The sequence below is a fragment of the Sphingomonas sp. 28-62-20 genome, assembly GCF_002281505.1.
Genome location: NZ_NCGH01000007.1, coordinates 147,631 through 170,253 on the forward strand (window position 1 = coordinate 147,631; position 22,623 = coordinate 170,253).

Genomic DNA, 22,623 nt, shown 5'->3' on the forward strand with positions numbered 1-22,623 from the left:
ATCAATCGCGATCGAGCGCGGCGGCGACAACCACGGCTTCGGCCATCAGCATCTGGCGATCGATCTTGTGCGTGCTTGCCAGTGGCAGTGCGTCCCGCAGCACGAAGGCGCGCGGGTGGCTATAGGCCGGGCCATTTTCCAGGGCGAAGCGCTTGAGCGTCGCGCCATCGGGATGCGTGCCGGCGCGCGGGACGACGAACGCGACCGGGATTTGCCCCTTGATGAAATCGGGCGCGGGCACGACGGCCGCCTGCGCTACGTCCGGATGACTTTCTAGCAGGGTTTCAACTTCTGCGGGGAACACATTCTCCCCGCCGCACACGAACATGTCGTCTGCCCGCCCGACGAAGTGGAAGAAGCCGTCCGCGTCGCGCCTGACGATGTCGCCGGTATCGTACCAGTCATCGTTAAGCTTGTCGGCGGTGAGCGCTGGCTGGTTAAGATACTCTGACATGACTGCGGGCGTGCGCAGCTTCAGCACGCCCTCCATATCGCCACCCGCGATCCGCCATTCGACGCCCGTCGCGGGCACCCCAAGCGACGTCAGCGGGCGCGAAAGGCCCTGGGGATGCGGCCCGAACACGATCGGCCCGGCTTCGGTCGTGCCGTATCCGTTGCTCAATTCGGCCTGCGGGAACATCGCCGTGATCCGCCGTGCCAGCAGATCGCTGAGCGGCGCGGACCCGATGCTGACGCGGCGCACCGACGTCAGGTCGAGCGTGGCAAGCAGATCGCTTTCGCGTTCCATCAGCGCGAACATCGTCGGGACGCCCGTTAGCGTCGTTGCGCGCCACGCGGCAATCGCCTGCAGATATGCGCGTGCCTCGAAGCGCGGCAGCGAGACCATCCGCACGCCCTGCGCCAGTGCCATCGTCGAATTATACAGGCCGTTCTTGTGATAGAGCGGCGCGGCGACGATCATGCAGTCGTCCGCAGCGGCCGGGGAAAGCCCGTGTCGGATCGCCCAGACCTGGCCCGCATGCGACAGCACCACGCCCTTGGGGCGCCCCGTCGATCCCGACGTATAAATGATCTTCGCTGGCTGGCCCGGCGCGGGCGCGGCACTGTCGAATACACCCTCCTCTGCACCCGGTACGATCATCCGCCCGACAATGCTCGCAGGCACCAGCGGATGCCTCTCCTCATCGGCAAAAATCAGCGCCAGATCGGCGTCCTTTGCAATGAAATCGATCGTCGCTGCGGGCAGCCGATAGTTGAGCGGCACCACCACATGCCCCGCGCGCATGATCGCGAAATAGGTCTGCAGGGTGCCCGCGCCATTCCCCCCGAGCAGCCCGATCCGCGACGCTGGCGGCAGATCGAGCGCGGCCAGACCGGTCGCGATCGAATCAATCGCGCCGTCAAAACCAGCAGCGGACCACTGGCGGGCGGAAGGCTCCGCCAGATCAACATAAGCCGTCTTGCCAGGCAGGCCGCATGGCCGGACGAGTTCCGCCAGATTATCGATCATGGGCGCAGCAAGATCTTGCCGACGACCTCGCGGTCCTCAAGCATGCGTTCGGCCTCTGCCGCGTCCTCGAGCGGCAGCACCTTGTCGATCAGCGGATCGAACCGACCAGCGGCAATCCAGTCCATCAGCACCACCAGATCATCGCGGCCCCAGCCGTTCGATCCGATCATGTCATGCTCATAAGTCCACCAGTACCGCGCGTCGACCGCAAGGTCATAGCCCGCCGTCGCCCCGCAGGTAAGAATGCGCCCCCCCTTGGTCACCGATCGCTGGGTATCGAGCATCGTATCGCCGCCGGTAAAGTTCACCGCGACATCGACCCCGCCCCCGCCGGTCGACCGCGGCTTACCGAAGCGTTCCTTCACGCCCGCCGCGAAATTTTCGCTCGCGTAGTTGATCAGGTGGTCGGCCCCTGCTCCCGACAGCCGCGCGAGTTTGGCGTCGGTACTAGCGCACGCGATCACCTCGGCGCCGAGTGCCTTGCCAATCTGCACGCAGGCAGCACCCACGCCGCCGCTCGCGCCCAGCACCAGCAATTTCTCGCCCGCGGCCACGCGACCGCGCGTGACCAGCATCCGATAGGCGGTGCCATAAGCGAGCGGCAGCGCGGCGGCGGCCTCGATGCTGACGGCATCGGGAATCGAAACAAGCTGGCTGTGCGGCACTGCGATGTAATCGGCCCGGCCACCATCCTTGGTTTCACCCAGCATGCCGCCTCGGCCATTTTCGACATAGACGGGATCGATCAACACCCGGTCGCCCACTTTCCAATCGGCGGCATCGCCCCCGACGGACACGATCGTCCCGGCAATATCCGATCCAACAATCACCGGCAGAGGAATGCTGATGCCCGGCATGCCGCGCCGCGTGAAAATGTCATGAAAATTGAGCGCGGTGGCGCCGACGGCGACGATCACCTCGCCCGGCGCTGCGACAGGATCACGATAATCATCGATCAGGCGCAGCATATCTCGCCCGCCATGCCCAATCGTCAGAACCGCTCTCACATGCTCTCCTTCGGTGCTTCCCGGCGGCAAGGCAACAAGCATCGCCGAATGCTCGATGCCGACAATAACTGGCATGTCGCCGCATTCGTTATCCCGCACGGCGGCATAGTATTGGCACAGGACCAAGGCGTCGGCCGGTCAGCTGCCTCCTGCTCGATCGATCTCGGCAACCGTTAGTGGATCAACGCGCACCATCGCCGCACGCAGCACGTCCAGACTTTCGATGGGTGTGGCCGCGATCAGCGCGTTGTAAACGGCTTCCTCGGTCGCCTCTATCGCAGCGGCGAACAGCGGCGAAATGGCGTCGTTCCCAAGCTCTTCGAAATTGGAGACACCGGATCTCGTCGCATCCGTGCGCCGCACCCCCGAATGAGTCGAAAAGGCAATCGCATAGTCCCCCGATCCGTTGGCGAAGGTCGATCCGGTGCGCGCAACGCCGAACATCGCACGGCGCGCCAGCCGCGTCAGGTTGCGATCCGATAGCGGCGCGTCAGTAGCAACGATAACGACGATCGATCCGTCCGCGCTGCCGGTGTCGATGGCGTCTTTCAGGTGATAGCGGCCGAGCGCCTTGCCGATTGGCCGACCGTCGATCTGCAAAACACCGCCGTGATTGGCCTGCACGAGCGCACCCACTGTCCACCCGCCGAGCGACGGAGGCAGCGCACGCGAACTGGTGCCGATGCCCCCTTTCCAGTCGAATGCCACGGTGCCGGTACCCGCGCCAACCGATCCTTCGGGCACAGGGCCACCGGTTGCGCCCTCGATCGCTGCCGTCACGTCCGCGGCAACAAGGCCACGTTGGCGAATGTCGTTCAGCATGCCGTCATTGGTTTCGGCGACAACGGCGTTGACCGAGCGGATGTACTCGTTACCCGGTTGTGCCAGCGTCCAGTCGATTACCGCTTCGACTGCCCGTCCAACCGCGAGCGTATTTACCAGCACGATCGGCGTTTCGATCTCGCCGAGTTCCACCAGCTGCGTCCCGCCCGCCAGCTTGCCATGGCCATTGCCCACGGCCAGCCCGGCAGGAACGCGCTCGGCGAAAAGATTGCCCGAATGCGGCAGGATCGCGGTAACGCCGGTCCGCGTCGATTCACCTTCGATCCGGGTGGCGTGTCCAACGCATACGCCGATAACATCAGTGATCGCATTGAGTGGCCCTGGCGCAATCACGCCGGGATTGATCCCGATATCGCGTATTCTGAATGGCCCATCGTTCATCGCGACTTCTCCTTAGATCCTGTCGTCCGCCAGGCAGCGACTTCCCGCAAGCATAGCTTTCTCGCCCCAACACGCTTTCGTCCCCAATCAATGCTGGGACGGCTTCGCAGCTCGGTCAGTTGGTGCAACACTCGCAGGGGCAAACAGGATATTGTTCGAACGCCGTCAGTTGCGACGGCCAAAGGGGATGCAGTGGGAAAAACACCTGACTGGACCGGCGTCTTTCCCGCAGCGACGACGCAGTTCGCCGCCGATTACGCCATCGATCTGTCTGCGACACAGGGCGTGCTCGACGCGCTGATCCGCGATGGGGTGCACGGGCTGATCGTTATGGGCACGGTCGGCGAGAATAACTCGCTGCTCGGCGACGAAAAGCGCCAGGTGCTGGCTGCGGCCGTGGAAGTTGTGGCGGGGCGCGTTCCGGTGATCGTCGGCGTGTCAGAAATGACGACGCCCGCCGCCGCCGCCTTCGCGCGTGATGCCGAAGCGATTGGTGCCGACGGGCTGATGGTGCTGCCCGCGATGGTCTATGTGCCGCAACCCGCCGAATTGCTGTCGCATTTCCGCACGGTCGCTGGATCAACTGCACTGCCGATCATGCTTTACAACAATCCGCCAGCGTACCGCGTCAACATCGGCATCGAGACGCTCGAGGCGCTGGCCGACGTGCCCAACATCGTTGCGATCAAGGAATCGGCACCCGACACCCGCCGCTTCACCGATCTGCACAATGCGCTGGGCGATCGCTATCATCTTCTGGCTGGGCTCGACGATGTTGCGCTGGAAGGCCTGCTGCTGGGGGCAACCGGCTGGGTGTCGGGGCTGACCAATGCCTTCCCGGCAGAATCAGTCGCGCTGGTCGCCGCCGTCGCGCGCGGCGACTTGGCGACGGCATTAGCGATTTATCGCTGGTTCATGCCGTTGCTGCATCTCGATGCCGATCACGATCTGGTGCAATCGATCAAGCTGGCCGAGAAGATCATGGGGCGCGGATCGGAGCGGGTCCGCCCGCCGCGCCTGCCGCTTGCTGGCGCGCGCCGCGACACCGTAACCGCGATGGTAGAACGAGCCGTCGCCACGCGCCCTATGATTAGCTGAGATGCGGCACCTGTTTTCCTGCATCGACGGCCATACGGCGGGCAATCCCGTTCGCCTGCTCCACGGCGGCGCGCCATTGCTTCGCGGCGACACGATGAGCGCGCGCCGCGCCGATTTCCTGGCGCATCACGACTGGATCCGCCGAAGCCTGATGTTCGAGCCGCGCGGGCACGACATGATGTCAGGCGGGTTCCTCTATCCCCCCTGTTCGGCGGAAGCGGACGCTGGCGTGCTGTTCATCGAGACGAGCGGATGCCTGCCGATGTGCGGCCACGGCACGATCGGCATCGTCACCTTCGCGCTAGAAAATGGGCTGATCACGCCGCGGACGCCAGGTCGGCTGGTGCTCGACGTGCCCGCCGGGCAGATCGCGGTCGATTATGTCGAGGCTGAAGGGCGGATCACATCGGTCCGCATCCATAACATTGCGAGCTATCTCGCGATGCGCGACCTTCAGGTGGAAACCGAACTCGGCACGCTCCGCTACGACATCGCCTATGGCGGCAATTTCTACGCGATCATCGAGCCACAGCCGGGCTATCCGGGGCTCGATTCACTCGGCGCGGACCGCATCGTCGCGATCAGCCGCGCCGCGCGCGCCGCGATCCGGGCGCAGGTCGAACCGGTTCACCCGGTCGATTCCACGATTCGCGGGGTCAGCCATCTGCTGTGGGCCGACACGCCCAAGGGCGACGGCGTAGATGCGCGCAATGCGGTGTTCTACGGCGACAAGGCGATCGACCGCAGCCCGTGCGGCACCGGCACCTCGGCACGAATGGCGCAGCTCGCCGCGCGCGGGCACCTCGCGGTCGGCGAGCGCTTTGTCCACGAAAGTTACATCGGCAGTCGCTTCACCGGGCGCGTCGAAGCGGCGACCATGATTGGCGATGTCGAAGCGATCATGCCCTCGATCGAGGGGCAGGCGCACATGACCGGGTACAACCACATCTGGGTCGATCGCAGCGATCCCTTCTGGGCCGGATTCCAGGTCATTTGATGGCGGACTCTCTCGATACCGACGTGGCGATCATCGGCGGCGGCATCGTGGGGTTTGCGGTCGCCCATTTCCTCGGCGCGCACCGGCATGTGACCGTGCTGGAGATGGAGGATCAGCCGGGCTATCATTCCACCGGGCGATCCGCTGCCGTGCTGGTGCAGGCCTATGAAGGGGGTCCAACGCAAGCGCTGACCGGGCTGTCGCGGGCCTATCTGGTCGCCGAGCAAGCGGGGCTCGCGCCGCATCCGTTGCTCAGCCCACGCGGCCAGCTCGTCATCGCCGATGCCGCCCATGTCGCCGAACTCGACGCGCAGGCCGCCAGCTTCGGCGATGTCGCCCATGCCTTCGAGATGATCGACGGGGTTGCCGCTCGGGCGCTTTGCCCGATGCTGCGGCCTGACGCGGTGGCGCGCGCCCTATGGGAGCCGGGCAGCTTCGATATCGATGTCGACGGATTGCTGCAGGCTTATGTCCGCTCGGCGCGGCGCAGCGGTAAATTTGTATGCGGCAGCCGGGTGGAGGCGCTTGACTGGGACGGCGAGGCCTGGACGGTATCGACGCAGCAGGGCTCGCTTCGGGCGGGGACGATCGTCAATGCGGCGGGCGGCTGGGCCGGGGCTATCGGTAACCTTGCCGGTGCGACGGCCGTACCCTTGCAACCGGCCCTCCGCACGGCGGTCACGGTCGATCCGCCCGTCGGCGTCGATGCCAGCAATTGGCCTTTCGTCATCACCGTACGGGAGGATTGCTATTTCAAGCCAGAGGGCGGTCGACTGATGGTATCGCTCGGCGATGAGCGCCCCTGCGACGCGCACGACGCCTGGCCAGAGGATTTGGACGTCGCGCTCGCCATCGATCGGCTGCAGGGCATTGCAGAGATTGATGTGACGCGCATCGTCCGTAGCTGGGCAGGGTTGCGCACCTTCGCGCCGGATCGCGCGCCGGTTATCGGCTGGGATAGCGCAGCGCCAAATTTCTGCTGGGCGGCGGGGCTTGGTGGCTTCGGCGTGCAGACCTCGCCGGCGATAGGCGCGATCGTCGCCAGCATCGTGGCGGGCGAAACCGATTCCCGCTTCCCGGTCACCGCAGCGTTGCGCGCGGCGCTTTCGCCCGCGAGGTTCGCATGAGTCTGCCACTGATTGCCCCCAACGATGTACTGGGGCTGCTCGCCGCGATGATGTCGCTGATCGCGCTGTGCCAGCTGCTCGAGCGAAGCCGGTTCGGCCATTATCTCCCGGCGCCGATGACGGTGCTGCTGTTTGCGATGCTCTTGTCCAACATCGGCGTGCTGCCCACAGGCGGCCCGGTCCACGATGTGGCCATCAAGTTCATCGTACCGCTCGCGCTGCCGCTGCTCCTGTTCAAAGCCAATCTTCGGCAGGTTGTTCGCGGGATCGATTCGTTATTGCTGCCCTTTGTCCTCGCCACACTGGCGACGGTCGCAGCGACTTTAATCGCCTTTCTGCTGGTGCCGCTTGGCCCAGAGGGACCGGCCTTTGCCGCCACCAATGCGGCCGGCCTGCTGGGCGGCAGCGTCAATTATGTCGCCGTAAGTCGCGCGGAAAATCTGTCGGCGACGGGCTTTGCGATCGGCAGTGCGGCCTTTGTCGTGCTGTTCGTGCCCTATCTCGTCATTCTGCAATGGCTGCCGCGCCAGCCCTGGATCCTTCGCCGGTTCGGCCCGTCGCGCGTCCTGGACATGCCGGGACAGGATGCCCCCCCACCGGATGCAACACCGGACAAGCAACCAGCCGACGCCAGCGCGGAGGCGGGGCCGCTTGGGCTCGTCGTGACGTTGGCGCTGGCGGCGGCGATAGCGGCGGTGGGGGCACGTTTCAGCACCGCGATCGGACATTCCGAATATGCCTTGCTGACCATCACCGCAGTGGCGCTGGCTCTGGCCAATATCGCCCCTGCGCCGCTGGCAAGAATTCGCGGAGAAACCTCGATCGCAATGTATATCCTGATGATCTATTTTGCCTTCATGGGATCGACAGCCGATGCATCGGTGCTGATCGCGCAGGCAGGGCCGCTGACCTGGTTCATCGCGCTCATCGTCATACTGCATCTGGCGTTTCTGCTGGTCGCCGGGTGGCTGTTGCGCCTGCCGCTGGTCGAACTGCTGCTGGCATCCAACGCGACCGTCGGCGGGCCGGCCACCGCCGCTGCCTATGCCGAAACCGTCGGCGCGACCGCGCTGGTGACGCCTGCGGTGCTGACCGGGATCCTCGGTTATGCGACGGCAACGTTCGTCTCGCTGGCGCTCGCCAATCTGCTGCGAGTGATCGGATGATGCGACTTTTTGGGTTATTGCTCGCACTGGTGCTTGGCGGCTGCGCGACCGCACCGTCGCCTCGGCCGGACGTTGCAGCGTTGCGCCAATTGCCAGGCATTCGCGGAGCGATCTCGGTCGACCCCGCCGCAACCCAGCAGGACGTCGATCTGGCGACAACCGGCATGCGCGCAACGGCACGATATTTCCGCAAGCGATTGGGCGTGGTGCTCCGCCAGCCGATCGAAATCCGCTTGCGCACGCCCGAGCAATGCCAGCCCGATTCGAAAGCGACCGGCAATGCGACCGCGACGAAATTGTGCGTCTGGGTCGGCAGCCCGACATGGGCGCGACTAAAGACGAAACCGATCGATGCGATCGCGCTGGCGGCGCACGAACACGTCCATAATTTTCAGGGGCAGTTGGGGTGCCTGCCGTCCGACAAGCGCGAATATCGGTGGTTCACCGAAGGCATGGCGGTTTACCTTAGCTGGCGCGCGTTGATCGACGCGAAACTGGCGACCGACGCCGATTTTCAGGATTGGCGCACGCGCTATGCGGTCGGCGGGCCGCCTTTGCTATCGCTCGGGGCCTATGCCGCTCGCGTGCCCGGCGACCGCGCCTATGACCTTTCAGCGCAAGCTGTGGCGGAGCTGGCAAGGCACATTGGTGACCAAGCGTTGATCGACTTCTGCCGAACTGCACGCATTGACTGGCGTGCGGCATTCGCCGCCGTTTTTGACGAGCCGGTCGAGCAGTTCATTGCTCGTTTCGACCGCGCCAATCAATTGCCCGAGGCACCGGCAGAGCCCGTGCCGGTGCCGCCCTTTCACATGCTGCCCGATGCCAGCCGCCCTCTGGTTTCCCCGATGGACGAAGTACCGAGTAACCCTGTCGACGCGCAGGCCGCGGCGTATGCCGCGATGCGCCCGGCAATCGAACGAAGGTTGACCGAGCTCGGGTTTGTTCTCGAGTAAAAGGAAGCTGAACTCGATCATCGGACAGATGCGCTTGCCCGATTGCGGTGTCGTTCTGGGAAGAATCAAAGTTTTCGCAGACAGTAGCTCAATGACCGACGCGCCGCCGGAGACCTTTATCAAGGAAAGAGAGAAGTGGACTTGTACCGGTTTTGCGCCGGTTGCTTGAGGACATAATGCTCGTTCAAGGAAACCTGCGAGATGATCAAGCATACAGAAGAGTTCAGGCGGGAGGCGGTGCGGATTGCGCTGACCAGTGGTTTGCCGCGTTAGCGGATTGCGTCTGATTTGGGGGTTGGCAAGTCGACGCTGCAAAAGTGGATATCGCAATATCGGCCCAGTGATCTGGTGGCGGCGCCGCAGGCAGATTTAGCCCTTGAGAATGAGCGGCTTCGCCTTGAGAACCGGGTTCTGAAGGAGGAGAGGGATATATTAAAAAAAGGCCCAGAGCGTTTTGGGCAGTTCTTCGCGAGCCAGCGGCCGTGAGGTTCGCATTCGTGGAGAGCTGGCGTCATGTGTGGCCAGTAGAGGCGATTTGCCGGATAATGCGGGTCAGCCCTCGCGGCTATCGATCGTGGCGTGCGCGGCCCACGAGCCGCCGCGACCGGACTGACCTGAAGGTCCTTGCCCATATTCGCGAGCAATATAGCTTGAGCCTTGGCAGCGCAGTTTATCCTGAGCGCCCGCCCTTGCGGGCAGTCGAAGGAGTCGTCCTCGCATGACGCCAAAGAGATAGTGGGTCGCTCAAGGAAGCAGGGCTCGGTGTCGGCAAGCGCCGGGTGGGCCGATTGATGCGGATCAACGGGATCAAGCCGGTGCGCACCCGCAAGCACAAGGTGACGACCGACAGCCACCCCAATAGTTTTCTGGCGCCTGGGTGTTGCGGCAAACTGGCTGGACGGAGACTTTGCCGCTGACGCGCCCAACTGCAAATGGGCAGGCGACATCACCTATATCTGAACGTCAGAGGGGTGGCTCTACCTTGCCGTTGAAGGCGCTTCGCACCGAGCGCACCCGCGTCGAGGGCGCAATCCAGAACTGGTATGGTTTCATCGACCGAGGCGTCTTCAGCGCAAGCGCCGTGCCGATCTCGAACAAGAGATCATGCTGGTCGAACGCCAGCTATCGATCGCCGACCGACGGATTACCTCCGAAGCCGTTGAACGGCTGGGCGAAGTAATTCTGGCCAAACTTCGCTCGGACGACAGCTGCATGCGCCAGGGCTATGCGCATCGGTTCATCGAAAAGATTGTGGTCGCGCCGGGCACGATCACCATTACAGGCTCGATCAAGCTGTTGGAACTCGCCGCTGACGGCGGGAGCACCCAGTGGGCACCCATAGTGCCCTTCCTTGATCGGGAGTGGTGCGGCCGAGAAGACTCGAACTTCCACGGGCTTTCGCCCACAACGACCTCAACGTTGCGCGTCTACCAGTTCCGCCACGGCCGCACGTGAAACACATATCTCGCGCTGCGGACAGGCTGTTGCGGGCTATCGGTAGCGGTCAGCGTCGCTTAGAGCGATCAGCATGACGCCTGCTGATCGCTTACCATTGGAAACGCGCCGCTTGCTGGCGTTGGCCTGGCCCGTGGTGATGACTAGCCTCAACTGGACATTGCTGCATGTCACCGATGTCGCGGTGGTCGGTTTGGTCAGCACCGACCAAGTGGCGATCCTGAGTGCGAGCCGGAGCCTGAGCTTCATTACCATTGTCGCCGGGCTGGGTTTTTCATCAGGGATCCTCGTTTTCGCCGCGCGCGCCGATGGTGCGGGCGAGCTGGCCGCCAGCGGGCGGGTCCTGCGCGAAGGGCTGATCCTGGCATTGGGGCTGGGTAGTGCGCTTGGCCTGATCCTCTATTGCTTCGCCTCCCCCCTGCTGCTGGGGTTGGGGGTCGCCCCCCGGCTGGTGCCCGAAACGGCGGGGATTATTCGGGTGCTGGGGCTATCCTATCCGCTGCTGATGATCATCATTGCGGTCAGCTATTTTCTGGAAGGGATTAGCCGCCCCGGCCGGGTGATGGTCGTCAACCTGGCGATCCTTCCCTTCAACGCCGTGTTGGCCTGGGCCTTATCCGGCGGGCATTTTGGCCTGCCGGTGCTCGGGGCACTCGGCGCGGTCCTCGCCACGGCGATCGCCTATGGCATTGGGGCCGCCGGGATGCTGCTGGCGGTGTGGACCTTGCCGCGCGCGTCGGCGCGCGGTGTTCGCGATTTCACCATGCTCGCCTGGGCCGGCGTTGGGGCCGGGGCGTGGCGGCTGCTGCGCTTTGGCATCGTACCGGCGATTGCGTCGGGACTCGAACTGGTCGGGTTCGCGGTGTTGATCGCGCTATCGACGCAGCTTGGGGACAGCGTTGCCCATGGCTTTCAAATCGTCTTTTCGATCCACAATGTCATCTTCTCGATCGCGCTTGGGCTGGGGTCCGCTGCTGGCGTCCGGGTCGGCAATGCGGTTGGTGAAGGGCAGCCAGCCGCCGCGATTCCACGCACGCTGATCGCGGTGACGATAGCGTCGGTCGCGATCGGGCTGATCGCGCTGCTGCTGGTGCTGGCCGCCGGACCGATCGTCGCGCTGTTCCCGGCGACCGCTGCCGTCCATCACGTCGCGCTGGCGATGCTGGTGATCTGGGCGCCGTTTATCATATTTGACGGTATTCAGGTGGTGCTGGTCTATGCGCTGCGATCGCTTGGCGACCAGGTCATTGCTGGCATCAACAGCATCATCGCCTATTTCCTGGTCACCGGCGGGCTTGGCCTGGTGCTGATGCAAGGCGGTTGGGGGCCCACTGGGTTGGTGCTCGCCTCGGGCATCGGGATGGTTGCCGCCGCCCTGCTCCACGCGATCCGTTTTTATGCGATCAGCCGACGGGTCCGCGTTCAAAAGTGAAATCGAGCCGCTTGGAATTGGCGGGCACATCGGTTTGCGCACTGTTGAATTCGATCGATCCACCGGGTGCCAGCATCCGGCGTTCGGGGGTGATCGTCCAACTGAACACCACCCGCGAATTGCTCGATTCGCCATCGCGCAGCTCAGCGCGAATATCGGGAACGGCCTGGCGGGTGTTTGATTTGTTGATGATCCGGCCGCTCACCGCGAATAACTCAGTACCCGTTGGCAGATCGCGCCGGTCGATCGGAAATTGTTCGATCACCAGGGGACCATCCTTGGTCGGCTGGGTCAGGCCCATTTGCGTCGCAAAGCCCGGCGCGCCCGAATAGAGGATCGCCCCCACTCCAACCAGCATCGCAACGCCCGCAGCGACCGCGGCCACCGTCTGGCGTCGCGCCGGATTGCGCCGCGGACGGAAGGGTGGGCGGTGCGCAAAAGCATCGAAATCAGCGCTCGTCGGCGCGCCAGCCGCTGCCGCAATCGGCGCCGCGCCATCGGCTGGCCGCGCCCGCACCGGGGCGGACGGGGGCAAATCAGCTGCAGATTCGGCACGGGTGACAAGATCGAGCGGGGCTGGCGCCTGAAACCAGCTATGTTTGCAACTGGCGCAGCGCACCGTACGACCATCCGCCCCAATGGCCGCATCGGGGACCAGATACCGCGTCCGGCATTCGGTACATTCCAAGATCATGTCGATACGTTTCGTTGTTTCAGGGCCACCCAAGGCCACCAACTTTTTCCAGTGGGAATTCTAAGCACGTTGCTGGCCAAACTGGCAAGCAGAAGCTTTGCAGAAACATGCCGCGCGGCCCGCTTTGCGCCGAGTTGCCCGTCCACCGCGCTTGAGCCGCCCGCCGGGGCGTGCGATGGCTGCGGCAGATCGGGTCAATCATCGAAAGCGGAAACCGCGCCGCCATGGCGAATATCGTTCATTTCGACAATGTCGGGCTGCGTTATGGATCGGGGCAGGAAACGCTCACCGATGTCAGCTTCACGCTATCGAGCGGCGCCTTTTATTTCCTCACTGGCGCCTCTGGCGCTGGGAAAACATCTTTGTTGAAGCTGCTCTATTTATCACAGCGCCCCAGCCGCGGGTCGATCAAGCTGTTCGGCGAAGACGCTGGCACGCTGCCGCGCAGCCGCCTGCCCGGCTTTCGCCGCCGCATCGGGGTGGTTTTTCAGGATTTCCGGCTGCTGCCGCATCTTTCAGCTTATGACAATATCGCGCTGCCATTGCGGGTTTCGGGCGTGCCAGAGGCCGATGTCGAGGCGCCAGTGCGCGAAATGCTGGCCTGGGTTGGCCTGTCGGACCGGGTCGAGGCCAAACCGCCGACATTATCGGGTGGCGAACAACAGCGGGTGGCGATTGCCCGCGCCGTGATTGGCCGCCCCGAAATTCTGGTCGCTGACGAGCCAACGGGCAATGTCGATCCCGATATGGCCGAACGGCTGCTGCATTTGTTTGACAGCCTCAATCGGCTGGGCACCACCGTGGTGGTGGCAACGCATGATTTCCATCTGCTTGGTCGCATCCCCAATGCGCATATGATGCGGCTCGATCGCGGGCGATTGCTTGATCCGACCGGTTCACTGCGGCATCCGCCCGGCGGCCAATCATGAAGATCCGCATCATCACCCCCGCCGCCGATCGCCGCCTGCTCGATGAAAGCAGGCGGACCCGATCGATGATGTGGATCATGGCGATCATGTTGTTTCTGACCGTGCTGGCGGCGGCGTTCGGGCTGGGCACGCTGGCAGCGGCATCCGTGCTCGATCGACAATTGGCCGGGCGACTGACGGTGCAGATCGTCGAAGCCAATGAAGCAGTGCGCGAACGCCAGGCGGGCGCTGCGCTTGCAGCAATCCGCCAGATTCGCGGCGTGACCCGCGCCGATCCCGTCGATCGCGCGCAACTCGCCGCCCTGCTGCGGCCATGGCTGGGCGAAGACGGTACCGATCCTGATTTGCCGGTACCGGCGATGATCGATGTTCAGCTAGGCGCAGGCAGCGCTGCGGCGATCGACCGGCTGACGGCCGCCATCCACGCCATTGCCCCCACCGCCCGGATTGATCGGCATGAAAGCTGGATGTCGCCGGTCAGCAATTTCATGCGGCTGATGGTTTGGCTGGCGCTGGGGCTAGTGCTGCTGATGGCAGGCGCCACCGCCGCTGTCGTCATTCTGGTCGGGCGCGCCGGGCTCGACACGCACCGTGAAACCATCGAGGTGCTGCATATGCTTGGCTCCACCGATATGCAGGTCGCGCGGTTGTTTCAGCGGCGCATTGCGCTCGATACGCTCTATGGCGGGGTGGCAGGGACGGCGCTGGCGATGCTGACGATCAGCATCATCGGCAGCCAATTGTCGGGGCTTGGATCGGATTTGCTCAGCGGCATTGCCCTTTCCGAACGCGATTGGGTGCTGCTCGTCGGCCTGCCGATCCTGTTTGCGCTGCTGGCGACGGTAGCCGCACGATTCGCGGTGCTCGGCGCGCTCAGGCGATTCCTGTGATCCGGCAGATAGTGGGGCTGACGGCGATTGCCTGGTTGCTTGGCTTTGCCTGGTTCATGCTGACCCTGCCCGGCCCGCTCGATAATCGTCACACCGATGCGATTGTGGTGCCGACCGGCGGCCCGGGACGGATTGATCGCGGGATTGCGCTGCTGAAAGCCGGCGCGGCCAAGCGAATGCTGGTGACCGGCGTCGATCAAGGGGTGCGCCCGATTGATCTCGCCATCGCCTATCGCACATCGCCCAAGCTGTTTGCCTGCTGCATCGATCTGGGGCGTGAGGCCGTCGATACCCGATCCAATGCCGAAGAAACGCGCGATTGGGTTCGCCGCCACGGGTATCGATCAGTTCGGTTGGTCACGGCGGACTGGCATCTTCGCCGCGCCCGCCTCGAACTCACCTCCGCGCTCGGCACCAAGGTCGAGGTTGTGGGCGATGGCGTCGCCGGCGCGCCGCGCTTTTTGCTGCTGCTGGCGGAATATCACAAATATTTGGTTCGCCGGGTTGCCCTGGGCCTGGGGATCGGCACGTGATCAATCAAATACGAACCTGGGCATTCACGCTGCTTTTCTATCTGGGATCGGTGCCGATTGTTGCGGCGACGCCGATTACCGCGCTGCTTGGCCACCGCGCGTTCATGGCCAATGTCCATCTGTGGTCGCGTTTTCATCGCTTTGCCGCGCGGGTCACCCTGGGGATCACCACCCGCTACGAGGGCGGCGTGTCACCCGAACCCACTTTTTACGCTGCCAAGCACCACGCGATGTTCGAAACGCTGGAGCTGTGCCGGACGCTGGGCAACCCGGTATTTGTGATCAAGCGGGAGCTCGCGGCAATCCCGGTCTGGGGCTGGGCGGTGCAGCATTATGGCGCGATCGTCGTCGATCGTGACGCCAATGCCGCCGCGCTCCGGCAGATGATGCGCGAGGCCAAGGCAGCGCTCGCCCAGGGCCGGTCAGTCATCATCTTTCCCGAAGGGACGCGGGTAGCGGCGGGCGAGAAACCACCGCTGCGATCAGGCTTTGCCGGGCTTTACCGGGTGCTGGGGCTTCCCGTGGTGCCAATTGCGATCAATTCGGGCGATGTCTGGCCAAGGCAAGGCGCCAAGCGCCCCGGCGTCGTCACCTTCCGCTTTGGTGAGCGGATTCCGGCAAAACTGCCGCGCGAGGAGATCGAGGCACGGGTGCACGCGGCGATCAACGTACTGGATTAAAGGATAGGGTCGGCTGTCGCCCTTACCTGTTCCGCCGCCGACTACGGCTTGCACATGGGCCGGCCGTCGGGCGTCAGTCGTGGCGTCATGCTGCCCCTCTGCCGACGCTCCCATAACAAATACTGGCATCCGGTTTCCGGATCGCGCCAAACGCGAATCTCCTCGCCGCCCGCCCTTCGGCTGCGAACCTTGCCCTCAACGGTGGTTGCTTTGATCGGCGCGGTCTCCAACGACGCGCTCAATTTATCGCACCCAGCGAGGAGAGCGGAACCAAAGAGACAAAACGCCAATGCCGCTCGCGTCATTTTTGAAGGGTCCATCTGCCAAAAGGGAGCGACCAAGGGTAGGAAAGCCTCACGGTTAGTCAAGGGCAGTGCGCCCTGCGGGAATCGTGCTTGATGGTCGGAATCAAATTGGCTCGCAACAGCGGCTATGGTCGCCCGACCATTGATGGCTGTCGGCCTTCCACCATTCAGACCCCCACCCTATTCGTGCGCCCGCCCGAAATCAGGCGCGGCATCGTCTTGCCCCTGTTCAATGATGCTCCGCCGCACCGCGCGGGTGCGGGTGAACAGATCGAATAGCTCATCGCCCTTGCCCCAGCGGATCGCGCGCTGGAGCTGGGAGAGATCCTCCGAGAAACGTTGGAGCATATCGAGCACGGCTTCGCGGTTCGACAGGAAGACATCGCGCCACATGGTCGGATCGGAGGCAGCGATGCGGGTGAAATCGCGAAAGCCGCCGGCCGAATATTTGATCACTTCGGACTGAGTCACTTCTTCGAGGTCCGAAGCGGTGCCGACGATGGTATAGGCAATAAGATGCGGCAAATGGCTGGTGACTGCGAGCACACGGTCGTGATGATCGGGCGCCATCAGCTCAATGTTCGCGCCTAGGCGCCGCCAGAATTCGCTGACCCGCTCGGTCGCCGCCTCAGCCATGCCCTCGATTGGCGTAACGATACACCAGCGCCCCTGGAACAGCGTCGCAAACCCGGCTTCCGGGCCCGATCGCTCGGTACCCGCCACCGGATGCGCGGGGACGATGATCGCGCTGGGCAGCCCCTCGACCAGCACCCGTGCGACCTCTTCCTTGCAGCTGCCGACATCGCTGACGATCGCGTCAGCGGGGAGATCGGCGCGGATCGCCTCTGCCACGGCGGCCATCGCCCCTATCGGGACGCACAGGATGACGAGATCGGCATCAATCACCGCCGCGCCCGCTGTATCAGCAATATCGTCGCACAGCTGCAGCCGATCGGCCACGCGCCGCACATCGGGATCGGCATCATGCCCGGTCAGCCGCACCGTCGGCATGTTCGCGCGAACCGCATGGGCGATTGACGAGCCGATCAGCCCGAGCCCGATGATCGTAATGCGCGCAAAGGGGAGCATCAGCCCGCAGGCTCGAGGATATCGCGCAGTGCGGCGGCGAGCCCGCGCGTCTCCGCCTCGGTGCCGATCGTCATGCGCAACCCGTGCGGCAGGCCCTGCCCCGGCAGCCAGCGGACGATATAGCCGCGCTCCATCAGCCCTTTATAGGCAGTCTCGGCGGTGACTGTGCCTTCGAACAACACCAGCAGGAAATTCGCCTTGGAGGGCACCGCACGCAGGCCAAGATTGCCCATTGAGGCGACTTCATCCGCCAGCCAGGCGCGCCACTTGGCATTATGCGCCCGCGCCGACGCAACGAAATCGGTATCACCGAGCGCCGCGACCGCCGCCAGCTGGCCCGCCGTCGTGACGTTAAAGGGCAGGCGGATGCGGTGCATCGCTTCGATCAGCGGCGCAGCGCCATAGCCCCAGCCAATCCGCTCAGCGGCAAGGCCATAGATTTTCGAAAAGGTGCGGGTGATCAGCACATTGCTCTCGGTCATCGCCAGCGCGAGGCCGGCGTCATCCTCTTCAGCGTCGATATATTCGGCATAGGCCTGATCGATCACCAGCAGCACGTTTTTGGGGAGGGCCGTATGCAGCCGCGCGATTTCCGCGCGCGGGGTGAAGGTGCCGGTTGGGTTGTTGGGATTGGCAAGGAAGACGATCCGGGTGCGATCGGTGACGCAGGCGAGGATCGCGTCGACATCGGTCGCATAATCATTGTCCGGCGCGATCACGGGGGTGGCACCGACACGACGCGCGGCAATTTCGTAGACCGCAAAGCCATAATGGACGAAGATCACCTCATCGCCCGGCCCGGCAAAGGCGCCCGCCGCGAGATGCAGGACATCGTCCGATCCGGTGCCATAAATGACTCGATCGGCATCCAGACCATAGGTCGCGGCCACGGCGTCACGCAGGATCGGCGCGCCCGGATCGGGATAGCGATCAAGCGAGCGGTCCGCCGCGTCAAAGGCGGCGCGCGCATGCGGGCTAGTGCCCAGCGGATTTTCGTTCGCGGAGAGCTTGACGAGCTTACGCCCATCATCGGCGGTGGAGCGGCCGGGGACATATGGCGCGATGGCCATGACCCATTCTTTGGGGGCGGGAGCGGACATGGGCCGCGCATAGCCGCTTGGTGCTTGGATTGACAAGGAGAACGCCCCGGCCCTAGCGCCCGGACCATGTCGGACGACCAACGTTTCGGGCTCAGCCGCTCCATCACCCTGCCGGGGCCCTTACAGCTCGACGGTGGCATTGCGCTGTCGCCGGTGGATATCGCTTATGAAACATACGGCACGCTCGATCCGGACGGCAGCAATGCGATCCTGATCTGTCATGCGCTGACGATGGACCAACATGTCGCCTCGGTGCATCCGCGCACCGGCAAGCCGGGCTGGTGGTTACAAATGGTCGGGCCCGGCAAGCCGATCGATACCGACCGATATTTCGTGATTTGTGCCAATGTGCTGGGGAGTTGCCTGGGGTCGTCGGGACCCGCCAGCATCAATCCGGCAACCGGCGCGCCCTGGGCGATGAGTTTTCCTGTTATCACTATTCGCGACATGGTGCGAGCGCAGGCGATGCTGCTCGATCATCTGGGTGTCAGGTGCTTGCGCGCCGTCGTGGGCGGGTCGATGGGGGGCATGCAGGCGCTCAGCTGGCCCGCGACCTTCCCTGATCGCGTCCGCGCGGCGGTGGTGATCGCCTCTACCGCGCGCCACACAGCGCAGAATATCGCCTTTCACGAGGTTGGTCGGCAGGCGGTGATGGCCGATCCGCGCTGGCAAGGGGGCGATTATTATGCCAGCGGCGAACCGCCCATAGCTGGGCTAGCAGTCGCGCGGATGGCGGCGCACATCACCTATCTTTCCGAAGCAGGGCTCACCGAGAAATTCGGGCGGCGCCTACAGGCGAGGGAGGCCAAGAGCTTCGGCTTTGACGCTGATTTCCAGGTCGAAAGCTATTTGCGACACCAGGGAATCAGCTTCGTCGATCGCTTCGATGCCAATAGCTATCTCTATATCACCCGCGCGATGGATTATTTCGATCTGGCCGAGGAACATGGCGGGATGCTGGCCAGTGCGTTTCGGGCCGCGTCGGCGCGGTTCTGCCTCGTCAGCTTTGATACCGACTGGCTTTACCCAACCGCCGAATCGCGCAGCATCGTCCATGCGCTTAACGCCAGCGGTGCGGCGGCAAGCTTTGTCGAACTGTCGAGCCCCTATGGACACGACGCCTTTCTGCTCGAATCACCGGAGCTGAACCGAGTGGTCGATGGCTTTTTGCGGTCAGTAGCATGACGCTGCGCCCCGATCTTGCGATCATCGCGGCCAATGTGACGCCTGGCACCCGTGTGCTCGATATCGGGTGCGGCGATGGCGATTTAATGGCGGCGCTGCGTGATACCCAGGGTGTCGATGCGCGCGGGCTTGAAATCGATGCCAGCAATGTCGCCGCCGCCGTCGCGCGGGGGTTATCGGTGGTGCAGGGCGATGCTGACCGCGACCTTGCCGATTATCCGGATGCCAGTTTCGACTATGCCATCCTCAGTCAGACGCTGCAGACCGCGCGCGCGCCGGATGTCGTGCTCGATCATCTGCTGCGAATCGGCCGCCAGGCGTTCGTGTCGTTTCCGAATTTTGCGCATTGGCGGGTGCGGGCGTCCTTGCTCTGGGGGGGGCGGATGCCCGTGACGCGGCTGCTGCCCGAGCGCTGGTACGACACGCCCAACATCCACCATGTCACGATCGACGATTTTCGCGCCTTTGTGAAAGAGCGCGGCGTGACCGTGGAAGGCGCGTGGTTCTTATCGGATGGAAAGGCAACCACGTCAGCAGCGGCGAATTTTCTTGCCGAACATGCGGTGTTCCAGCTCCGTCGATCAAGTTAAGACCGACCCCATTGGTCAGTTGAGGCTGTCAGCGTCAGGATCCATCGTCGCGATCAGCCGCCGACCCGCGCGGCGCGCAAAGGCAAGCGTTTCGCGCTTGCGGGCTGAGGCCGTCAACGGCGTCGTAAACGCCTCGCGCACAATCACAGCATCATAACGATCGGCAACGATAACCCCGGTGCGTTCGGGCAGAAAGGCCGGGCCTGCAAGCGGGGTGACATCAAAACCGGTGGGCACGGCCCAAAAATAGCGATCACAATGCGCCAGATAATCACCCCATTTGCCGTCGCCCAGCAAATCAGCGCGTGATGTCTTGATTTCGACAATGACGATCCCGCCACGGGCATCAATCGCCATCAGATCGGCACGGCGTCCGCCATCCAGCGCGACTTCGCTAATCGCCACCAAATCATGTCTGAGCAGCAAGCGGGTTACGCCGCGGGCGACATCAGCAGCGCAGAGCGCGACCGCCAGCGATTCATGCGGGGAAGCGGGGGATAGTTGATCAACCATCCCCCGCCCCTAGAACATTACACGAACAAGCAAAAGGGCATTTGCCCCTGCTGCGTGCCGCTTAGCGATAAAAGATATGACCGCCGATGGCAGCGACCCGAGTCAACCGCCAGCCTGGCGATACGCGGCGGGCATGGAAGTAAAGCGCATTGCCAGCCGGGCTGGCCCAGGCCTTGTCGAGCGCGACCTTGGCGACAGCAAGCGCGCGACGATAATGGGCATTGTCGCGCGCAATGTCGGGCATCCGACCACCGCGCATGAACGAAAATTGGCCCGGCTGCTTGACCACCGAGCAGATCGAACTGGGGAAACGACCCGAGACGCTGCGGTTCATCACCACTTGAGCGACCGCAAGCTGCCCGGCCAGCGGTTCGCCCTTGGCTTCGAAGTAGATCGTCCCTGCCAGGCAGGCGAGATCTTCATCGACCTTGGCCGGGAGCGACTGCGCCTCGATCGCCGCAGCAAGCGACGCATAGGATGGCGTTTCAGTGACAGCCTCATTGGCAGCGTCGCTGTCAAGCATCGGCTGCTGGCCATTGTCGGCCGGCGCAGTGTCCTGCGCGGCGGGCGATGGAACCAGAGTCAAAAGCGGTACGTTGAGGGGGGTAGATTGATCGTTCGCCGACAATGAGGTCAGCGTAACCGATTTGCCGGGTTCAATTGCGAAACCCGGGCTGCCCGATCCAGCCAGGCTGGCGGCACAGAAAACCGCAATGGCGATCGCGGCACGAATAGAAAACTTCATTGAAACTGCTGATTATGCGGTTGGCGCGCGGCGATGATCGCCAACGATGGCACCATCCCGGGCTTACCCCCCGACTGCGTCACCGACAGATATCGCACATCTGCACAGCACAACGCTGATTTCGAAGTGCTGCGCTTTCATTGTGCAGCGCAAAATAGTCAACCCAGCCCGATCGTTTCAGCGGCGAACCGTTCTGCATCCGGGATATCCAGTTCGATCACCCATAGATCAGGGTCGCGGGCGCGGCGTCGTTGCCAATACGCGCCAATCGCCTGGGAATCATCGGTCGATCCTTCCGCCCCGGCGACCCCCACGGGCATCAGGCGCACCGTGCCGGTTGGACCCATGGTCCGCTCTAAAATATTGAATTGTGTGCCTTTATTGCAGGTGACCACCAGGATAGCACCGGCCTGCTGATCGCCCTTGGCAAGCACCATTGCCAGCCCGCCCGCATCGTTTACCCGCCGTAAAAGCGCCCCAACCACGGTGGCGCTCGGCAACCGATCGCTCATGCCGGCCGGTAGCCGGGCAAGCTGGCGAGCGGAATGCGCGAGCGCATGAAGGTGCCCGTGCCCCGCGCGACCTCCTCACCGGCAGAATCGATCAGCCGGGCGTCGGCAATCAGCACCCTGCGCTGGCCGCTGATCCAGCGCCCTTCGGCCGTAACCATGCCCTTGGTCAGCGGACGGGTGAACAGCAGGTTGAAGGCCGTTGTCAGCAGGAAACGATCCGTGACCAAACTATTTGCCGCGTAAAAGGCGGCATCATCGAGCATTTTGAAATAGCTGGTGCCATGCGCCGCGCCGCCGGCGTGATAATAGCGCGAATCAAGCATGAATTCGATTCGCGCGATGCCGGTTTCCGGGATCGTCAGGTGCGAATCGAACAGCCGGTTGATGGGCGCGGCGTCATAGAGCGATTCGAGCGCCCGAAAATGCGCCTGGGCACCCTCGGCTAGGGGCCGCGGGTCAGGCGGCATCACGGCCTTCGTCCCCGGTCCAGAGCGCATAAAGCGCGTCAGGCGAACCGGCCCCGCGCAATTTGGCAACAAAACCACGATCACGCAGCCGCCGCGACACCCGTGCCAGCGATTTGAGATGATCGGCCCCCGCATCAGGCGGCGACAGCAGCGCAAACACAATATCCACGGGCAAATCGTCAATCGCCTGGAAATCAATCGGCTGCGCCAGGCGGGCAAAGACACCAACCACCCGCGTCAAGCCATCGAGCTTGCCGTGCGGAATCGCAACGCCGCCACCAAAACCGGTCGACCCAATCCGCTCCCGATCCGCCAGCGCGCTGACAATCGCCTTGGCATCAAGGCTATAGGAGTGCGCTGCTGCCTGGCCAATATGGTGCAGCAACGCCTTTTTATTGGCGGCGGCAACCTGGTTGAGCACCGTAGCGGGCAGCAGCAAATCAGTGAAATTGATCATC

At 63.6% G+C, this 22,623-nt stretch carries 24 protein-coding genes, 1 tRNA gene and 1 pseudogene; 13 read left to right on the plus strand and 13 right to left on the minus strand.

Annotated features, from left to right (window positions below; genetic code table 11):
- Position 1 precedes the first annotated feature (1 nt).
- The 3 genes from B7Y43_RS07250 to B7Y43_RS07260 form a co-directional block, all read right to left on the minus strand.
- A complete protein-coding gene (locus B7Y43_RS07250) occupies positions 2-1,471 on the minus strand; it encodes a class I adenylate-forming enzyme family protein (protein WP_374130962.1) in 1,470 nt (489 codons plus the stop codon).
- Complete coding sequence (locus B7Y43_RS07255) at positions 1,468-2,478, minus strand: zinc-binding dehydrogenase (RefSeq protein WP_374130963.1); 1,011 nt, start codon at positions 2,476-2,478, stop codon at positions 1,468-1,470. Before B7Y43_RS07255 ends, B7Y43_RS07250 begins: the two co-directional genes overlap by 4 nt.
- Positions 2,479-2,616: 138 nt before the next feature.
- Positions 2,617-3,702: a P1 family peptidase gene (locus B7Y43_RS07260; RefSeq protein WP_374130964.1), complete on the minus strand. Its 1,086-nt coding sequence runs from the start codon at positions 3,700-3,702 to the stop codon at positions 2,617-2,619.
- A gap of 192 nt (positions 3,703-3,894) precedes the next feature.
- Between B7Y43_RS07260 and B7Y43_RS07265 the strand changes: the two genes are divergently transcribed.
- The 6 genes and pseudogenes from B7Y43_RS07265 to B7Y43_RS07290 form a co-directional block, all read left to right on the plus strand.
- Entirely contained in the window at positions 3,895-4,800 is a 906-nt protein-coding gene (locus tag B7Y43_RS07265) for a dihydrodipicolinate synthase family protein (RefSeq protein ID WP_374130965.1), read from the plus strand.
- 1 nt (position 4,801) lies between these two features.
- The gene (locus B7Y43_RS07270; protein WP_374130966.1) at positions 4,802-5,797 is read left to right on the plus strand and encodes a 4-hydroxyproline epimerase; all 996 of its coding nucleotides are present in this window, start codon (positions 4,802-4,804) and stop codon (positions 5,795-5,797) included.
- Positions 5,797-6,924, plus strand: coding sequence for an FAD-binding oxidoreductase (locus tag B7Y43_RS07275; RefSeq protein WP_374130967.1), 1,128 nt, complete (start codon positions 5,797-5,799; stop codon positions 6,922-6,924). The genes B7Y43_RS07270 and B7Y43_RS07275 overlap by 1 nt, the downstream gene beginning before the upstream one ends.
- Positions 6,921-8,090: a DUF819 family protein gene (locus B7Y43_RS07280; protein WP_374130968.1), complete on the plus strand. Its 1,170-nt coding sequence runs from the start codon at positions 6,921-6,923 to the stop codon at positions 8,088-8,090. The genes B7Y43_RS07275 and B7Y43_RS07280 overlap by 4 nt, the downstream gene beginning before the upstream one ends.
- Positions 8,087-9,046 carry a hypothetical protein gene (locus tag B7Y43_RS07285; RefSeq protein ID WP_374130969.1) on the plus strand — a complete coding sequence of 320 codons (960 nt, stop codon included), beginning with the start codon at positions 8,087-8,089 and terminating at the stop codon, positions 9,044-9,046. The genes B7Y43_RS07280 and B7Y43_RS07285 overlap by 4 nt, the downstream gene beginning before the upstream one ends.
- Positions 9,047-9,334: 288 nt before the next feature.
- Positions 9,335-10,003 (plus strand): annotated as a pseudogene (locus B7Y43_RS07290) (hypothetical protein); the annotation flags it as partial.
- 405 nt (positions 10,004-10,408) lie between these two features.
- On the opposite strand, the gene B7Y43_RS07295 reads toward B7Y43_RS07290, so the two are convergent.
- Positions 10,409-10,495, minus strand: a tRNA-Leu gene (locus B7Y43_RS07295).
- Positions 10,496-10,574: 79 nt separating this feature from the next.
- Between B7Y43_RS07295 and B7Y43_RS07300 the strand changes: the two genes are divergently transcribed.
- Positions 10,575-11,933, plus strand: a complete 1,359-nt coding sequence (locus tag B7Y43_RS07300; protein ID WP_374130970.1) for an MATE family efflux transporter — start codon at positions 10,575-10,577, stop codon at positions 11,931-11,933.
- On the opposite strand, the gene B7Y43_RS07305 is transcribed toward B7Y43_RS07300, so the two are convergent.
- Positions 11,905-12,627: an MJ0042-type zinc finger domain-containing protein gene (locus B7Y43_RS07305; protein WP_374130971.1), complete on the minus strand. Its 723-nt coding sequence runs from the start codon at positions 12,625-12,627 to the stop codon at positions 11,905-11,907. The genes B7Y43_RS07300 and B7Y43_RS07305 overlap by 29 nt on opposite strands.
- Before the next feature lie 224 nt (positions 12,628-12,851).
- Between B7Y43_RS07305 and ftsE the strand changes: the two genes are divergently transcribed.
- The 4 genes from ftsE to B7Y43_RS07325 are packed head-to-tail and all read left to right on the plus strand — an operon-like array spanning position 12,852 to position 15,659.
- Positions 12,852-13,556, plus strand: a complete 705-nt coding sequence (gene ftsE / locus B7Y43_RS07310) for a cell division ATP-binding protein FtsE (protein WP_374130972.1) — start codon at positions 12,852-12,854, stop codon at positions 13,554-13,556.
- Entirely contained in the window at positions 13,553-14,446 is an 894-nt protein-coding gene (locus tag B7Y43_RS07315) for an ABC transporter permease (protein WP_374130973.1), read from the plus strand. Before ftsE ends, B7Y43_RS07315 begins: the two co-directional genes overlap by 4 nt.
- The gene (locus tag B7Y43_RS07320; RefSeq protein ID WP_374130974.1) at positions 14,443-14,979 is read left to right on the plus strand and encodes a YdcF family protein; all 537 of its coding nucleotides are present in this window, start codon (positions 14,443-14,445) and stop codon (positions 14,977-14,979) included. Before B7Y43_RS07315 ends, B7Y43_RS07320 begins: the two co-directional genes overlap by 4 nt.
- The gene (locus B7Y43_RS07325; RefSeq protein WP_374131091.1) at positions 14,979-15,659 is read left to right on the plus strand and encodes a 1-acyl-sn-glycerol-3-phosphate acyltransferase; all 681 of its coding nucleotides are present in this window, start codon (positions 14,979-14,981) and stop codon (positions 15,657-15,659) included. Before B7Y43_RS07320 ends, B7Y43_RS07325 begins: the two co-directional genes overlap by 1 nt.
- A gap of 41 nt (positions 15,660-15,700) precedes the next feature.
- On the opposite strand, the gene B7Y43_RS07330 is transcribed toward B7Y43_RS07325, so the two are convergent.
- From B7Y43_RS07330 to hisC, 3 genes are all read right to left on the minus strand, one after another.
- Positions 15,701-15,979, minus strand: a complete 279-nt coding sequence (locus B7Y43_RS07330) for a DUF6440 family protein (protein ID WP_374131092.1) — start codon at positions 15,977-15,979, stop codon at positions 15,701-15,703.
- Between the two features lie 165 nt (positions 15,980-16,144).
- A complete protein-coding gene (locus B7Y43_RS07335; RefSeq protein ID WP_374130975.1) occupies positions 16,145-17,053 on the minus strand; it encodes a prephenate/arogenate dehydrogenase family protein in 909 nt (302 codons plus the stop codon).
- Positions 17,053-18,153: a histidinol-phosphate transaminase gene (gene hisC / locus B7Y43_RS07340; protein ID WP_374130976.1), complete on the minus strand. Its 1,101-nt coding sequence runs from the start codon at positions 18,151-18,153 to the stop codon at positions 17,053-17,055. Before hisC ends, B7Y43_RS07335 begins: the two co-directional genes overlap by 1 nt.
- A 66-nt stretch (positions 18,154-18,219) precedes the next feature.
- Here hisC and B7Y43_RS07345 point away from each other — a divergent pair, with 66 nt between their 5' ends.
- The gene (locus B7Y43_RS07345; protein ID WP_374130977.1) at positions 18,220-19,338 is read left to right on the plus strand and encodes a homoserine O-acetyltransferase; all 1,119 of its coding nucleotides are present in this window, start codon (positions 18,220-18,222) and stop codon (positions 19,336-19,338) included.
- Entirely contained in the window at positions 19,335-19,928 is a 594-nt protein-coding gene (gene metW / locus B7Y43_RS07350; RefSeq protein ID WP_374130978.1) for a methionine biosynthesis protein MetW, read from the plus strand. The genes B7Y43_RS07345 and metW overlap by 4 nt, the downstream gene beginning before the upstream one ends.
- Positions 19,929-19,943: 15 nt before the next feature.
- On the opposite strand, the gene B7Y43_RS07355 is transcribed toward metW, so the two are convergent.
- The 5 genes from B7Y43_RS07355 to B7Y43_RS07375 all read right to left on the minus strand — a co-directional run bounded on the left by B7Y43_RS07355 (position 19,944) and on the right by B7Y43_RS07375 (position 22,622).
- Positions 19,944-20,441 carry an MmcB family DNA repair protein gene (locus B7Y43_RS07355; protein WP_374130979.1) on the minus strand — a complete coding sequence of 166 codons (498 nt, stop codon included), beginning with the start codon at positions 20,439-20,441 and terminating at the stop codon, positions 19,944-19,946.
- 61 nt (positions 20,442-20,502) lie between these two features.
- Positions 20,503-21,186 carry a cell wall hydrolase gene (locus B7Y43_RS07360; RefSeq protein ID WP_374130980.1) on the minus strand — a complete coding sequence of 228 codons (684 nt, stop codon included), beginning with the start codon at positions 21,184-21,186 and terminating at the stop codon, positions 20,503-20,505.
- Positions 21,187-21,344: 158 nt separating this feature from the next.
- Positions 21,345-21,698, minus strand: coding sequence for a DUF1491 family protein (locus B7Y43_RS07365; protein ID WP_374130981.1), 354 nt, complete (start codon positions 21,696-21,698; stop codon positions 21,345-21,347).
- Positions 21,695-22,165: a PaaI family thioesterase gene (locus tag B7Y43_RS07370; RefSeq protein WP_374130982.1), complete on the minus strand. Its 471-nt coding sequence runs from the start codon at positions 22,163-22,165 to the stop codon at positions 21,695-21,697. The genes B7Y43_RS07365 and B7Y43_RS07370 overlap by 4 nt, the downstream gene beginning before the upstream one ends.
- Positions 22,155-22,622 carry a PTS sugar transporter subunit IIA gene (locus tag B7Y43_RS07375; RefSeq protein ID WP_374131093.1) on the minus strand — a complete coding sequence of 156 codons (468 nt, stop codon included), beginning with the start codon at positions 22,620-22,622 and terminating at the stop codon, positions 22,155-22,157. Before B7Y43_RS07375 ends, B7Y43_RS07370 begins: the two co-directional genes overlap by 11 nt.
- Between the last annotated feature and the right edge of the window lies 1 nt (position 22,623).

Bases quoted from the DNA above. Each gene is read 5' to 3' on its own strand.
- B7Y43_RS07250 (WP_374130962.1), bottom strand. From the start codon at position 1,471: ATGATCGATAATCTGGCGGAACTCGTCCGGCCATGCGGCCTGCCTGGC.
- B7Y43_RS07260 (WP_374130964.1), bottom strand. From the start codon at position 3,702: ATGAACGATGGGCCATTCAGAATACGCGATATCGGGATCAATCCCGGC.
- B7Y43_RS07270 (WP_374130966.1), top strand. From the start codon at position 4,802: ATGCGGCACCTGTTTTCCTGCATCGACGGCCATACGGCGGGCAATCCC.
- B7Y43_RS07275 (WP_374130967.1), top strand. From the start codon at position 5,797: ATGGCGGACTCTCTCGATACCGACGTGGCGATCATCGGCGGCGGCATC.
- B7Y43_RS07280 (WP_374130968.1), top strand. From the start codon at position 6,921: ATGAGTCTGCCACTGATTGCCCCCAACGATGTACTGGGGCTGCTCGCC.
- B7Y43_RS07285 (WP_374130969.1), top strand. From the start codon at position 8,087: ATGATGCGACTTTTTGGGTTATTGCTCGCACTGGTGCTTGGCGGCTGC.
- B7Y43_RS07300 (WP_374130970.1), top strand. From the start codon at position 10,575: ATGACGCCTGCTGATCGCTTACCATTGGAAACGCGCCGCTTGCTGGCG.
- B7Y43_RS07305 (WP_374130971.1), bottom strand. From the start codon at position 12,627: ATGATCTTGGAATGTACCGAATGCCGGACGCGGTATCTGGTCCCCGAT.
- ftsE (WP_374130972.1), top strand. From the start codon at position 12,852: ATGGCGAATATCGTTCATTTCGACAATGTCGGGCTGCGTTATGGATCG.
- B7Y43_RS07315 (WP_374130973.1), top strand. From the start codon at position 13,553: ATGAAGATCCGCATCATCACCCCCGCCGCCGATCGCCGCCTGCTCGAT.
- B7Y43_RS07330 (WP_374131092.1), bottom strand. From the start codon at position 15,979: ATGGACCCTTCAAAAATGACGCGAGCGGCATTGGCGTTTTGTCTCTTT.
- B7Y43_RS07335 (WP_374130975.1), bottom strand. From the start codon at position 17,053: ATGCTCCCCTTTGCGCGCATTACGATCATCGGGCTCGGGCTGATCGGC.
- hisC (WP_374130976.1), bottom strand. From the start codon at position 18,153: ATGTCCGCTCCCGCCCCCAAAGAATGGGTCATGGCCATCGCGCCATAT.
- B7Y43_RS07345 (WP_374130977.1), top strand. From the start codon at position 18,220: ATGTCGGACGACCAACGTTTCGGGCTCAGCCGCTCCATCACCCTGCCG.
- metW (WP_374130978.1), top strand. From the start codon at position 19,335: ATGACGCTGCGCCCCGATCTTGCGATCATCGCGGCCAATGTGACGCCT.
- B7Y43_RS07355 (WP_374130979.1), bottom strand. From the start codon at position 20,441: ATGGTTGATCAACTATCCCCCGCTTCCCCGCATGAATCGCTGGCGGTC.
- B7Y43_RS07360 (WP_374130980.1), bottom strand. From the start codon at position 21,186: ATGAAGTTTTCTATTCGTGCCGCGATCGCCATTGCGGTTTTCTGTGCC.
- B7Y43_RS07365 (WP_374130981.1), bottom strand. From the start codon at position 21,698: ATGAGCGATCGGTTGCCGAGCGCCACCGTGGTTGGGGCGCTTTTACGG.
- B7Y43_RS07370 (WP_374130982.1), bottom strand. From the start codon at position 22,165: ATGCCGCCTGACCCGCGGCCCCTAGCCGAGGGTGCCCAGGCGCATTTT.
- B7Y43_RS07375 (WP_374131093.1), bottom strand. From the start codon at position 22,622: ATGATCAATTTCACTGATTTGCTGCTGCCCGCTACGGTGCTCAACCAG.